The following is a 13,669-nucleotide window of genomic DNA, read 5'->3' as shown; positions in this document are numbered from 1 at the left end:
TTAATGAATTGTTTTTAATAGGTTACTGTATGTCGGGTTCGACTATTACTCCTTGGGTTGTCGGCAATTGGAAAATGAACCCAATGCAAGCAGATGCCAAAGTATGGGTAAATGATTTTAAAAAATTATTGCAAAATAATGAAATTAAAGAACAAGATTGTTATTTAGGTGTTGCACCTACCATGCTTGCTTTGGCTGGAGTGACGAGTGAATTAGCAGATTCAATTCGCCCCATCTATAGCGTTGCCCAAGATGTTTCCCGTATTTCTGGAACAGGGGCATATACCGGTGAGGTGAGTGCTGAACTACTCAAAGATCAGCAAATTGATTTTGTACTGATCGGTCATTCAGAACGTCGTGAAATTTTTACTGAAACTGCCCAGATTCTGAATGAAAAGGTTAAGAATGCTCTAAATGCCGGATTAACCATTCTTTACTGTGTGGGTGAAAGCCTGGAACAGCGTGAAAATGGTCAGGCAGAGCAGGTGGTCTTGCAACAAATTTGTGATATTGCGACTGTTGTAACAGCAGAGCAATGGAAGAATATTGTGGTGGCTTATGAACCCATTTGGGCGATTGGTACCGGCAAAACAGCTTCACCTGAAGATGCACAGGCAATGCACGCTAAAATTCGTGAAGGTTTAACTCAAATTACACCTTTAGGTGCAAGCATGGCGATTCTGTATGGTGGTAGTGTTAAGCCAGAAAATGCAGTAGAGTTGGCTGCCTGTCCAGATATTAATGGTGCGCTGGTTGGTGGTGCATCTTTAAATGCAGAGTCTTTCTATAAAATTGCTCAGGCTTTTGCAAATACAAAATAATTAGGAGTTCAGCATGCATGCATTTGTGCTGGTAGTACATATTATCTTAGCCCTTTTAATGATTGTATTGATTCTGGTACAACATGGTAAGGGTGCCGATGCGGGTGCATCATTTGGTGGTGGCGGTGCAGCAACCGTATTTGGTGCTTCGGGTTCTGGTAATTTTTTAACCCGTGTAACCGCAATTTTAACCGCCTTATTTTTTGTCACCAGCTTAAGTTTAGCGGTGTTTGCAAAAAAACAAACCACCGATGCTTACAGCTTAAAATCGGTACAAACCCCAGTTCCTGCACAAACTCAATCGCCTGAAACTTCGCCAGTTGCACCAAAAACTGGTGAATAATCTGATTTAGTTCTTTCTTTTTTGGTTTGATCCGACTAGAATGCGACACAGCTGCGGTGGTGGTGGAATTGGTAGACACGCTACCTTGAGGTGGTAGTGCCTTCGGGCGTGGGGGTTCAAGTCCCCCCTTCCGCACCAACTTGTAATCCAGAACATAAGTTGGTGTTGTGCAGCAAATCTGTTGATGCGGGATGGAGCAGTCTGGTAGCTCGTCGGGCTCATAACCCGAAGGTCGTTGGTTCAAATCCAGCTCCCGCTACCAATCAATCTTATTTTAGATGCAAACTGAAATAGGCACCTTGAGTATTAAGGTGAGATAAAATTTTTGCAATGTTGATGCGGGATGGAGCAGTCTGGTAGCTCGTCGGGCTCATAACCCGAAGGTCGTTGGTTCAAATCCAGCTCCCGCTACCACTTTTGATTAGGGTGCAACTTAATCAAGTAATCACTGAATAGTTTTTGATTGAAAATGTTCGGTAGATTGTATATAATTTTTGCACGTTGATGCGGGATGGAGCAGTCTGGTAGCTCGTCGGGCTCATAACCCGAAGGTCGTTGGTTCAAATCCAGCTCCCGCTACCAAGTTTCTAAAAGGCTCACAAAAGGTGGGCCTTTTTGCACAGTGGACTTTGGTTTTTCTGTGTAAATAGGGGCGATTACGCCCTTTTTTATTGGCTATCGTGTAGTGTCCGACATTTATTGGTCAAATCGTCATGTTTCACTACTAATATAGTTGAGTTAGTCTGAACCGGTCACCGTGACCATTAAATCGCACCATATTGACGAGAGTAAATGAAGCTATCAAATAAAACTCAAGCACTCCAAGATCTAATCGCTCCTGCAGTGCAAGCATGCAATGTAGATCTTTGGGGAATCGAATTTCTTCCTCAAGGAAAGCGTTCTTTATTGCGTATCTATATTGATAAAGCAAATGAAACCGATGCCCAGCCTGTTTTGAATGAAGAAGGCGAGCTAGAGCAGGGCCGTGGCATAGGCGTACAAGACTGTGTTCGCGTAACACAGCAAGTCGGTGCCATGCTTGACGTGCATGATCCAATTTCTGGTGAATATTCACTTGAAGTATCTTCGCCAGGTTGGGATCGTCCATTTTTTCAACTCGAACAAATGCCAGCCTATATTGGACATCAAATTGCATTACGTCTGATTAGTGCGGTAGATAACCGTCGTAAATTTCAAGCAAAACTGGTTGCTGTTGATCTTGAAAATGAACTCATTCAAGTGGAAGTTGAAAAACAACAAATTCTTGAAATTGATAGTCATAATATCGACAAAGCAAATTTGATTTACCAAGATTAATTTATCTAATAAATAAGAATCTGAACGAATAGGTGACTTATGGCACGTGAAATTCTTACCGTAGTAGAAACGGTTAGTAACGAAAAAGGTGTACCTCGTGAAGCGATCTTTGAAGCGCTAGAACAAGCGCTTGTAGCTGCGACTAAAAAGAAATTTTATGAAGGCACACACTCGGAAGAAGCACGTTTACGTGTGGAAATCGATCGTAAAACAGGTGATTACCGTACTTTCCGTCAATGGGAAGTAGTAGCTGATGAAGATCACGAGATGCCTGCATGTCAGGATGCCATTTCTGATGTTGATCCTGCTCAATGGTCAATTGGTGACATTCGTGAACTCGAAGTGGAATCGATTGATTTCGGTCGAATTGCTGCACAAATTGCCAAACAGGTAATTGTACAAAAAATTCGTGAAGCTGAACGTGCTTTAGTTGCTGATGCCTATGAGTCTAAAGTCGGTGAACTTATCTATGGTGAAGTGAAAAAACAAACCAAAGATGGCTTTATTATTGACTTGGGTGACAATGCGGAAGCTTATCTTGCCCGTGAAGAAATGATTCCTAAGGAAATTCTTCGTCCCAAACAACGTGTAAACGCGATTTTATATAGCGTGAATCGTGAAGGCCGTGGTGCACAATTATTATTGTCACGTGCACGTCCTGAAATGCTGATTGCGTTGATGAAGAAAGAAATTCCTGAAATTTCTGAAGAAATTATCGAAATCAAAGCAGCTGCACGTCAACCGGGCGTTCGTGCTAAAATTGCTGTGAAAACCAACGATCACCGTATTGATCCTGTAGGTGCTTGTATTGGTATGCGTGGTACACGTATCCAGGCAGTACAATCAGAGCTCAATGGCGAACGTATTGATGTCGTTGTATGGTCTGACGATCCAGCACAGTACATCGCAAGCGCTTTAGAGCCTGCAGATGTATCGAGTATTGTGATTGATGAAGATGTTCACAGCGCAGACATCATTTTTGCAGCAAGCGATCAGTTGGCACGTGCTATTGGTTCACAAGGTCAAAATGTCCGTTTAGCCTCTGAATTGACAGGCTACAAACTGGATATGATGCTCGAAGATGAATTCTACGCACGTCAACAAAATGAAGCTCAACAATATCTAGACATGTTTGTCACCCGTCTGGATATTGAAGAAGACTTGGCAATGGCTTTGGTTGATATGGGCTTTACTTCACTAGAAGAAATTGCTTATGTTCCAGCTGAAACATTTGATGAAATTGAGTTGGATGCTGAAACTGTTGAATTATTGCAAAGCCGTGCGAAAGAAATTACATTGGCAGACGCGTTAAAACAACAAGAAAACATTCAAGATCCAAGTGCAGAACTTGTTGCAATGCAAGGAATGACACAGGAAATCGCATATGCCCTTGCGGCCCGCGGTGTGGTGACTGTAGATGATTTAGCTGACCAAGCGACTGACGATATTGAAGATATTGAAGGTTTAGGTGCGGAAAAAGCGGGTCAACTTATTATGAAAGCGCGCGAATCATGGTTTAACTAGGAGGAAATATATGACGGACAAGTCGATTAAAGAGTTGGCTCTCAGCGTGGATCGCCCCGTTGAGAAGCTCCTAGAGCAGGTTCGTGACGCAGGTTTACCGCAACGTAAGGCTGAAGATATTATTTCCACTGAACAACAAAATACCCTCGTTAACCATTTGAAGAAAGTTCATGGTCAAGACGATGGGCATGCAGGAAAAATCACGTTGAAACGTAAAACAACCAGTACTGCTAAAGTGGCAAGTACATCAGGTAAGGCGAAAACGATTAATGTAGAAGTTCGTAAGAAACATACATTTGTTAAGCCAGATCCTGAACAAATCAAAGCTGAAGCACTTGCTAAAGCACAGGCAGACAAGAATGCGACTGCATCTGCTGCTAATACTGAACAAAAAGCTGAAGCACTTCAACCAGGCGTATCTAAGGCGAAACAAGCTTTAGAAGCAATGCGTGCTGCTGCTAAGCAAGAAACGGCTAAGCAGGAAGTACCAAAAGCTGCTGTTGTTGTGAAGCGTAAGTCGAACAATAAACCAATTGTAAAACAAACGGTTAAACAGGTTGAGACGGCTGAACAGAAAAAAGCACGTGAAGCACAAGCTGCGCAATTAAAAGCAGTTGAAGAAGCAGCACGTCGTAAATCGGCTGAAGAAGCTCAACAACGTACGCTTGAACAAATGCGTCAAATGGCTTCTAAGTACACCTCTGAAGATACTACGGCAACGATTCGTGTTGTTGATGATTCTCCATTGGCGGCTGGCCTTGTTGGTCAGGCTTATGAAGATTCATTTGCGAAAGAAGACCGTGAAATTAAACGCGGTGGTAACACCACAACTGCACGTGCACCGAAAAAAGGTGGACGTCGTGGTCAGGAAGAGCAATCTTTCAGCCATAACCAGCATAAACGTGGTTTGAAAACCAGCCAAGGCAACAAGCATGGTTTTGAAAAACCTGTTAAAAAGCAAGTTTATGATGTTGAAATTGGTGAAACCATTGTTGTTGCTGACTTAGCTGCAAAAATGGCGATCAAGGTTCGCGAAGTCATCAAATCACTTATGAAAATGGGTGAGCTTGTTACTCAGAACCAGGCGATTGAGCAAGAAATTGCGGCACTTGTAGTTGAGGAAATGGGTCATAACCCAGTTCTAGTATCTGATACTCAAGCTGAAGATAACTTACTTGAAGCAGCTGAAGAAGCACGTGGTGTTCAAACGACTCGTGCTCCTGTAGTCACTATTATGGGTCACGTTGACCATGGTAAAACATCGCTTCTTGACCGTATCCGTCGTACCAAAGTAGCTGCGGGCGAAGCGGGCGGTATTACACAGCATATCGGTGCATATCACGTTAAAACCGATAAAGGCATTATCACTTTCTTAGACACACCGGGACACGCAGCGTTTACTTCAATGCGTTCACGTGGTGCGAAAGCGACTGATATCGTGGTTCTGGTTGTTGCGGCTGATGATGGTGTAATGCCACAAACTGCAGAAGCAATTGATCATGCACGTGCTGCAGGTACGCCAATCATTGTTGCAATCAACAAGATGGATAAAGAATCTGCCGATCCAGATCGCGTATTGAACGAATTGACCACCAAAGAAATCGTGCCTGAACAATGGGGCGGTGACGTACCTGTAGCAATGGTTTCTGCACATTCTGGTCAAGGTATTGATGAACTTCTAGACTTGATTTTGATTCAGTCTGAATTGCTTGAATTGAAAGCATCTGAAGAAGGTGCTGCGCAAGGTGTGGTAATTGAAGCACGTGTAGATAAAGACCGTGGTGCTGTTGCTTCTATTCTTGTACAAAACGGTACATTGAATGTGGGTGATTTAGTGCTTGCTGGTGCATCTTATGGTCGCGTTCGTGCGATGGTAGATGAAAACGGTAAACGTATTAAATCGGCAGGTCCTTCGATTCCTGTCGAAATCCTGGGTCTTCCTGAAGCGCCAATGGCGGGTGACGAAGTTCTTGTTGTTAACGATGAGAAGAAAGCACGTGAAGTCGCTGATGCACGGATGTCTCGTGAACGTGAAAAACGTCTTGAGCGTCAAAGTGCAATGCGTCTTGAAAACATCATGGCATCTATGGGCAAAAAAGATGTTCCTTATGTGAACGTTGTGCTTAAAACTGATGTACGCGGTACATTGGAAGCATTGACGGTAGCCTTGCAAGCATTGGCCACTGATGAAGTTCGTGTACGTGTGATCGGTTCAGGTGTAGGTGCAATTACCGAGTCTGACGTTACCCTTGCTGAATCGTCTGAAGCTGTACTTCTAGGCTTTAACGTACGTGCTGATAATACTGCACGTCAAAAAGCGGATGCAGATGGTATCGACATTCGTTACTACAGCATCATTTATGAATTGATTGATGATGTGAAAGCGGCAATGAGCGGTAAGCTTGCGCCTGAGCATCGTGAAACGATTCTAGGTGTAGCTCAAGTACGTGAAGTGTTCCACTCAAGTAAGTTTGGTGCGGCTGCGGGCTGTATGGTTCTTGAAGGCATGTTACACCGTAATAAACCGATTCGCGTATTACGCGATGACGTGGTGGTATTCCAAGGTGAGCTTGAATCTCTTCGTCGCTATAAAGAAGTGGTTGAAGAAGTTCGTGCTGGTATGGAATGTGGTCTTGCGGTGAAAGGTTATAAAGACATTAAAGTACTCGATAAAATCGAAGTCTATGATGTTCAATTGATTAAACGGAGTCTTTAATGGCGGGTAGTCAACGTCTGAAGCGTATGGGAGACTCAGTTCAGCGAGAATTGTCTGAACTGATTCGCCAAGAGCTGAAAGATCCACGCTTAGGTGGTCTAGTGACCATCTCTGCGGTTAAAGTTAGCCCAGATTTAGGATATGCCGAAGTTTATGTAACCGTGATGGGTCGTGAGCTGGGCGATGAGCAAAGTGAAGTAGCGAACAAAGAGACCTTAGAAGTTTTAAATAAGGCTTCTGGTTTCTTGCGTCACGAACTCAGTCGTCGTATCAAGACACGTGTAACGCCTCGCTTGCGTTTCCATTACGACAAAACCAACGCATATGGTAACTATATGTTTGGTCTGATTGCTGAAGCAGTGAAGGATTTACCGCCTGCTGAAGCAAAGCAAGATGATGAATAATTGCTAAAAAAGAAAAGCCACCTTAGGGTGGCTTTTTTTATGGCAGTCAATTCTACTCAAAATGAGCCGATTTCAGGCCAGATCATCATGTGAGTCTTTTTCTGCTTTTGGATTACGGCGTCGGGTACGTTGCCAGGGTAAGGGACGATCTAGCGCTTCCGGCACTTCACCACTGGTTGAACGTAAACGTAAATGCAGTGCGGCCTGTGCCATCAGGTTTGCAGATACGGGCGCAGTAATGAACGCCAGTAAAGTCAGCAACAGTTCGGCAAAACCAAAACGTCCCTGAAAGGCTGAAAAAATCATGGCGGCAATTAAGAAGCTGCCAAGTCCCAAGGTACTGGACTTGGTCGGTGCATGTAGGCGCATGAATAAATCGGGCAGGCGCACCATACCAATACCACCCACCAGCATGAAGAAGGAGCCAATCAATAAAAAAATCGAGACCAGAATTTCCATGACAAGTTGCATTGCTGTAGCTCCTAATCGATCACATGACCAGTGGTAAAGTAGCGTGCCAGGGCTGCGGTAGAAACGAATCCCAGCATGGCCACCAGAAGCGCGCCTTCAAATAAGGAGGTACTGGCCCAATAAAGGCCCAGAATGACCACCAGACAGGTTGCATTCAGAAACAGGGTATCCAGTGCTAAAAGCCGATCTACGATGGATGGCCCCATCACCATACGAACCAGGCAAAGAAACATAGAAACAGTGATTGCGACCATACACAGACCAAGTGCATAAGGCAAAATACTCATGAATCTTCTCCTAATTCCACATCAAAGATTTCGATCAGTGCTTTTTCATAACGGGTTTTAATTTCGAGAATATCAATTTCGGCATTATCGGTACTTAAAGCATGCACCAGAATATCGCCACGATCATCATCAATCCCTGCAGTTACCGTACCCGGGGTGGTGGTAATAATCAGTGCCAGCAGAACATTAACCTGTTCATGCTGAGTTTCCAAAGGCACACGAAACCATTTGGGATGTAGTTTATGGGGGGGGCCAAGTACCAATTTGGCCACTTTAATATTACAGACAATAATATCCCATAACACCACAAAGAATAATTTTACGGCCAAAATCCAGTGAATATTAGGGGTATGACTAATAAAAGGTTTGACTAAACGTGGAATGGCAATTCCCAGCAATAAGGCCATGAGCAAGGTTGCCGGATCAAGGCTATGTGACAGCATGACCCAGCTTAAGGCCACAATTACCGAAACAAAGGGATGAGGCAGCCAGTTTTCCCAAAACGATGTTTTTCGCATGCTTAAGGCTCCATAGGCTTGAGTTTGGCATCATCCGGATCAGCGGCTTGCTGGTCTTGCTGCTGCCTGATCTGGCGTTGCTTATATTCTGAAATGTGCTCACCTTCGAGCGTATCTTCAGAGATAATGTAAGGAATCAGATGGGCATTAGGATCAACCGTTTCACCACCATATTTGGTTTCAGGTAAATTATCAGGATGATAAGGCTGCACGCTAATCACTTGATGCAGATTATCTCTATGTAAAATAACCTGTTCATATAAGCCATTGTTCTGGATTTGTTCAGCCGTTTTGAACATATATTGCTGAATTGGATTTGCGCCAACCATATACAGCACCAAGCCTGACAACAGCAGATAAATGGTTTTGTCATTGCGTGCAGGGGCTCGATCGGGTAGGGCCTGATAAGCTTTAAATTCTTCAGTTTCCGGGTGATCTTCAGGTTTGCTGGCGCGCCAGAACAGAATGAAGCCAACCCGGGTAAAGGCAATGATACTGAGCAAACTCACCAATAACACGACTGCAATAATAATGCCCTGATAAGAGGAATGCGAAGTCGCCTGCAAGATAAAAACCTTGCCTAAAAAGCCACTAAAAGGTGGTAAACCCGCCATCATTAAAGCAATCAAAAAGAAGGTCAATGACACCGCTTTTTGCTGTTTTATTTTCGGAGCAATATTGAAATGATCTTTGAATTCACCGCGTTGTGAAGTAATCCAGCCCGAGAGCAGATAAAACGCAGCGCCAATAATGGTGCTATGAACCAGATAGTACAGTCCTGCAGCCCAAGCCAAAGTATTAAACAGTGAAATGGCAATCAGCAGGGTACCGATGGAGGATAAAATCATAAAGCCGACAAAACGGCGTAAACGTTCGGCTCCAATGGCGCCAATCACGCCATAGACTGAGGTGGCTAAACCGATTGGAAGTAACCAGTTTGCCAGAATACTCTGACTTAATTGGTCATCAAAAATCGTGCCATTGACTCGAAGAATGGCATAAATGCCGACTTTGGTCATGATGGTGAAAATAGCAGCCACGGGAGTGGTGGCAACGGCATAGGTTTTTGGCAGCCAGAAGCCTACCGGCAACATGGCAGCCTTGATGCCAAAGACCACAAAGAGCAGCAAGCCACCTGCAACCGCCAGTGTATGCTGATCTGGTTCTAACAGCGGGATTAAACGGGCGACATCGGCCATATTTAAACTGCCGACACTGCCGTAGATCATGCCCAGACCAATCAGGAATAGTGCAGAGGCCAGGAGGTTGATGGTGACATAATGAATGCCGAGCTGAAAACGTGCCTTGCCTTGTCCATGGAGCAGCAAGACATAAGAGGCCATCAACAGGATTTCAAAGAATACAAATAAGTTAAATAAATCGCCTGTCAGAAATGCGCCACATAAGCCCATGAGTAAAAAATGGAACATGGCATGGAAATAACGCCCTTTTGCATCCCATGCATGACTGGCAAACCATAAGATCGGTGTAGCCAGGGCATAGGTCAGCACCAGCATCAGGGCAGAAAGCTGATCCAGAACCAGCACAATTCCGAATGGTGCAGACCACTCACTGAGATTGTAGGTGCTAATTTGCCCGCTGCTAGCGAATATTAAATATACTATCGCAGTGCTTAATCCCAGTATTGACGAGACATAACTAATGCCGCGACGCCAAGGCTGTCGCCAATCACGGGATAATGAACCTGGCCCGGGATTGCCTAAAAGAACCAGCAAAAAGCCGGTAAATGCCGGAATTAAAATGCTAAAGATCGGGGTATGTTCAGTCCAGAACTGGAGGATCGCATTCATTAAGGCTCATCCTCACGCGAGTCAATCGGGTTGATTTCTTCTTTTGCATCGACGTGATCGGTTCCGGTTTCATAACGGCTGCGCAAAGCCAGTTGTACAATAAAGGCGGTGGTAGCAAAGCCAATCACAATGGCAGTCAACACCAGAGCTTGAGGTAGAGGATCGGTAGCCTTGCTGGTTTCAGTCAGGACAGCTGGTGCATTGACCTGAATGCGTCCCATGGCAAACAGGAATAAATTGACCGCATAACCAATCATCGCCAATCCTAAAACCACAGGAAAAGTACGGGCACGCAAGATCAGGTAAATGCCTGTTGCAGTGAGTAAGCCAATGGCAGAGGCCAGTAAAAATTCGAGACTAATCATTTTATTCCCCTTTCAATACCGGACCAGACATGCTGGAGTGGCGCGAGTCACCCAAGACTGAAATCATCAACATGGTGGCACCCACCACGGTGACATAGACACCGACATCAAATAATGCCGCAGATGCTAGATGGATATCTCCCAACAGGGGCGGAGCGATATACACATGGGCGCTGGTCAGGAATGGACGTCCCCAGAACCAGGCAGCGAGTCCGGTCAGTCCTGCAATGCTTAGACCTGAACCAATCCAGATTTCATATAAGCGGCCTGATTTGGCTTTTAGCATCTGTTCAGCCTGGTCCTGGCCTAAGGCAATGTATTGAATCACCAGCGCCAAAGCGGTAATGAGACCGGCAATAAATCCACCACCCGGCAGGTTATGTCCGCGCAGGAAGATATACAGGCTCACTACCAGTGCCAAAGGCAATACCCACGATGCGGTAATACGGAACATCAACGGAGAAGGATTAAAGCGGTAAGTCAGTCCCTGTGTGATGGTGGTACCGTGTGCACGCATGCCATCCATGAGACAAAGTGCTCCTACAGCAGCAATACCGAGTACGGTAATTTCGCCGAAGGTATCGAAACCACGGAAGTCGACCAGAATCACGTTGACCACATTGGAGCCGCCACCGAGGGGGAGCGACTGTTGCATAAAGAACCATGAAATTGAATTGTGGTCACGGGTCAAGATCAGCCAGCTAATCCAGCCTATGCCCAGACCACCGCCAATGGCAATCAGTGCGTCGCGCCAGCGCTGCGAAACGCTGGATTCATAAGGCGTGAGCTGTGGCAGCAAGGAGAGGCTCATCAGTAGCAGTACAGTAGTAACCACGTCGACCGTGATTTGGGTTAAGGCCAGATCAGGGGCAGAAAGGGTCACAAAAACCAGTGTAACGACAAGACCTACTGCGCCGCTAATCAGTACCGCCTTGATCCGTTCATGATGGAACCACAGCATCATCCAGCAGGCCGAGAACAAGAGCAGCCATAGTACAATGGCAATTGCAGGGGCGTGGGTAAGTTCACGTGTGCCAGTGGTCAGACCTTGATGGATAAAAGGCATGCTCAGCAAAGCGGCACTGAACAGTACAATCCACATCAGGTAGCTTTGCAGTGAGCCATTTTCAGTTTGACGCTTGAACTTACGTGAACTGAGTAACAGGTGCTTGAGAAATAAATCAAACAGCACTTTGCCCTGAAATTTGCCCAAGATAGGATCAAGATCAATTTCCCGAATGCGACCGCTTTTGGCCAAAGCAAAATAGAAAATGATTCCGCCGAATAACGCAATGGCACTCATCAGCAAAGGCAGGTTAAAACCATGCCAGATGGCTAAATGGGTACCGGTAAAGTCAGGCATCTGAGTGCTGGCACGTGCAGTTGAATTAACAATGTTTTCCACCAGCAGGGCAGGTGCAAAACCGACCAAAATACATAAAACTGCCAGCAGTATTGCAGGTAAGCGCATGCCGAAAGGGGGTTCATGAACTTTGTGGTTGGGTACCTGCGAGCCTACAGGTCCATCAAAAAATACCCCATGTACCAAACGTACTGAATAGGTCACTGCGAAAATTCCGGCCAGCGTTGCGGCAATCGCAGAAAAAATCAGTGCTGGGCCGGACAGGTTGGCCAAAAGTTCAGTAAAGAACATTTCCTTGGATAGGAAACCATTGGTCAAGGGTACACCGGCCATAGAGGCAGCCGTGATCATGGTCAGGGTCGCAGTAAAGGGCAGCAACTGCCAGATACCGCTGAGTTTACGCAAATCACGGGTTCCGGTTTCATGGTCAATGATCCCGGCAATCATGAATAGGGCAGCTTTAAAGGTGGCATGGTTAATAATATGGAAAATGGCGGCAGCAATCGCTAGGGGTGAGCCAATCCCCAACAAGCACACAATCAGACCTAAATGACTGATGGTGGAATAGGCCAGCAAGCCTTTTAAGTCTTCCTTGAAAATGGCAAAAAAGGCAGCCATACATAAGGTGAACAAGCCCACGAAAGTCACAATATTGTGATACAGCGCGGCACCGACAAAAATCGGGATAAAACGGGCCAGCAGGAAAATTCCGGCTTTGACCATGGTGGCAGAGTGTAAATAGGCAGAAACCGGGGTCGGTGCTGCCATGGCATTCGGTAGCCAGAAATGGAACGGAAACTGGGCACTTTTGGTAAAGGCTCCAGTTAAAATCAGCAATAAAGCTGGAACAAATAATGAATGATTCTGAATTTGATCTTTCATCGTAAGGATCTGGTCAATCTGGTAGGTTCCGGTCATTTGACCTAACAGAATGAAACCGCCTAGCATAGCCAAACCACCCATGCCGGTAATGGTGAGCGCCATACGTGAACCACGTTGTGCCGCTTCATAATTATTCCAGTAACCGACCAGCAGGAAGGAGGAAATACTGGTGAGCTCCCAGAAAATAAGCAGTAAAATTAAATTATTAGAAAGTGATATGCCGAGCATGGAGGCCATGAACAGCATTAGCAAAAGATACAGTTTGCTCAGGGAGTTTCTAGGGTTTAAATAATAATAGGCATAGATATAAATTAGCGTTCCGATACCGCTAATCAGCAAGCAAAATAACAGGCCTAAGGCATCCAGACGAAAACTTAAATCGATACCGAGTTGGGGTAGCCAGGCCCAAGTTTGTGTGACTGTTCCGCCATTAAACACATCTTTAGCTTGCATCAGTAACAGGGTCAGACTACTGAGGCTGACCCCTATAGCGGCTAAGGCCGTCACCCCGCGTGAAAATTTCAGCCACGAGACAAGGGTTGTGCCTAGTATTAACGGTAACAAGATAATAATCGGTAGCACACTCATATCCAAAGTCGTGAGTTAGGTGATAAAAACCTAAGCGTGAATCTTATCTTTCAAGGATTACAGGACTGCAAAGAGCCATCCAAACTTCTCAATCTTGAAAGCCGGTTTGAGTTAAAAAATGAAAAACAAGCTGTGTTGCGCAACCTGTAAAAAGTCATAGTAAAATCGGATTTTACTATTAAACTTTAAATATACATGATCTTTTGACATGAGTAAAACAACATCAATTATTTTTGCGCACACACAAGGGTTGGTCGAC

Annotated in this window: 12 protein-coding genes and 4 tRNA genes; 10 read left to right on the top strand and 6 right to left on the bottom strand. The window is 45.1% G+C overall.

Annotated features, from left to right (window positions below; genetic code table 11):
• Nucleotides 1–29 precede the first annotated feature (29 nt).
• The 10 genes from tpiA (at nt 30) to B9T29_RS00860 (ending at nt 7,125) form a co-directional block, all read left to right on the top strand.
• Nucleotides 30–821, top strand: a complete 792-nt coding sequence (gene tpiA, locus B9T29_RS00905) for a triose-phosphate isomerase (protein WP_086174107.1) — start codon at nt 30–32, stop codon at nt 819–821.
• A 13-nt stretch (nt 822–834) separates the two neighbouring features.
• A complete protein-coding gene (secG, locus tag B9T29_RS00900; RefSeq protein ID WP_086174106.1) occupies nt 835–1,164 on the top strand; it encodes a preprotein translocase subunit SecG in 330 nt (109 codons plus the stop codon).
• Between the two features lie 53 nt (nt 1,165–1,217).
• Nucleotides 1,218–1,302, top strand: a tRNA-Leu gene (locus B9T29_RS00895).
• 47 nt (nt 1,303–1,349) lie between these two features.
• Nucleotides 1,350–1,426 (top strand) — tRNA-Met (locus B9T29_RS00890).
• A gap of 75 nt (nt 1,427–1,501) precedes the next feature.
• A tRNA-Met gene (locus tag B9T29_RS00885) sits at nt 1,502–1,578 on the top strand.
• Nucleotides 1,579–1,669: 91 nt separating this feature from the next.
• Nucleotides 1,670–1,746: transfer RNA gene (locus tag B9T29_RS00880), tRNA-Met, on the top strand.
• A gap of 210 nt (nt 1,747–1,956) precedes the next feature.
• Entirely contained in the window at nt 1,957–2,481 is a 525-nt protein-coding gene (rimP, locus tag B9T29_RS00875; protein ID WP_086174105.1) for a ribosome maturation factor RimP, read from the top strand.
• Nucleotides 2,482–2,520: 39 nt separating this feature from the next.
• On the top strand, nt 2,521–4,005 hold the full coding sequence (gene nusA, locus B9T29_RS00870; RefSeq protein WP_086174104.1) for a transcription termination factor NusA: 1,485 nt from the start codon (nt 2,521–2,523) through the stop codon (nt 4,003–4,005).
• Nucleotides 4,006–4,015: 10 nt separating this feature from the next.
• The gene (gene infB, locus B9T29_RS00865) at nt 4,016–6,721 is read left to right on the top strand and encodes a translation initiation factor IF-2 (protein WP_086174103.1); all 2,706 of its coding nucleotides are present in this window, start codon (nt 4,016–4,018) and stop codon (nt 6,719–6,721) included.
• Nucleotides 6,721–7,125 (top strand): ribosome-binding factor A, encoded by a 405-nt coding sequence (locus tag B9T29_RS00860; protein ID WP_086174102.1) that lies wholly within the window; start codon nt 6,721–6,723, stop codon nt 7,123–7,125. The genes infB and B9T29_RS00860 overlap by 1 nt, the downstream gene beginning before the upstream one ends.
• Nucleotides 7,126–7,197: 72 nt before the next feature.
• On the opposite strand, the gene B9T29_RS00855 is transcribed toward B9T29_RS00860, so the two are convergent.
• Genes B9T29_RS00855 through B9T29_RS00830 form a run of 6 tightly spaced genes read right to left on the bottom strand, consistent with a single transcriptional unit; the run spans nt 7,198 to nt 13,416 of the window.
• The gene (locus B9T29_RS00855; protein WP_086174101.1) at nt 7,198–7,596 is read right to left on the bottom strand and encodes a Na+/H+ antiporter subunit G; all 399 of its coding nucleotides are present in this window, start codon (nt 7,594–7,596) and stop codon (nt 7,198–7,200) included.
• Nucleotides 7,597–7,607: 11 nt separating this feature from the next.
• The gene (locus B9T29_RS00850) at nt 7,608–7,883 is read right to left on the bottom strand and encodes a monovalent cation/H+ antiporter subunit F (protein WP_086174100.1); all 276 of its coding nucleotides are present in this window, start codon (nt 7,881–7,883) and stop codon (nt 7,608–7,610) included.
• A complete protein-coding gene (locus B9T29_RS00845) occupies nt 7,880–8,401 on the bottom strand; it encodes a Na+/H+ antiporter subunit E (protein WP_086174099.1) in 522 nt (173 codons plus the stop codon). Before B9T29_RS00845 ends, B9T29_RS00850 begins: the two co-directional genes overlap by 4 nt.
• A gap of 2 nt (nt 8,402–8,403) precedes the next feature.
• Nucleotides 8,404–10,212: a monovalent cation/H+ antiporter subunit D gene (locus B9T29_RS00840; RefSeq protein WP_086174098.1), complete on the bottom strand. Its 1,809-nt coding sequence runs from the start codon at nt 10,210–10,212 to the stop codon at nt 8,404–8,406.
• Nucleotides 10,212–10,577, bottom strand: a complete 366-nt coding sequence (locus B9T29_RS00835; protein ID WP_086174097.1) for a Na+/H+ antiporter subunit C — start codon at nt 10,575–10,577, stop codon at nt 10,212–10,214. The genes B9T29_RS00840 and B9T29_RS00835 overlap by 1 nt, the downstream gene beginning before the upstream one ends.
• 1 nt (nt 10,578) lies before the next feature.
• Nucleotides 10,579–13,416: a monovalent cation/H+ antiporter subunit A gene (locus B9T29_RS00830; protein ID WP_086174096.1), complete on the bottom strand. Its 2,838-nt coding sequence runs from the start codon at nt 13,414–13,416 to the stop codon at nt 10,579–10,581.
• Between the last annotated feature and the right edge of the window lie 253 nt (nt 13,417–13,669).

This window comes from Acinetobacter sp. ANC 3903, from assembly GCF_002135315.1.
Taxonomy (GTDB): Bacteria; Pseudomonadota; Gammaproteobacteria; order Pseudomonadales; family Moraxellaceae; genus Acinetobacter.
This window is presented reverse-complemented; position numbering and strand designations above follow the sequence as displayed.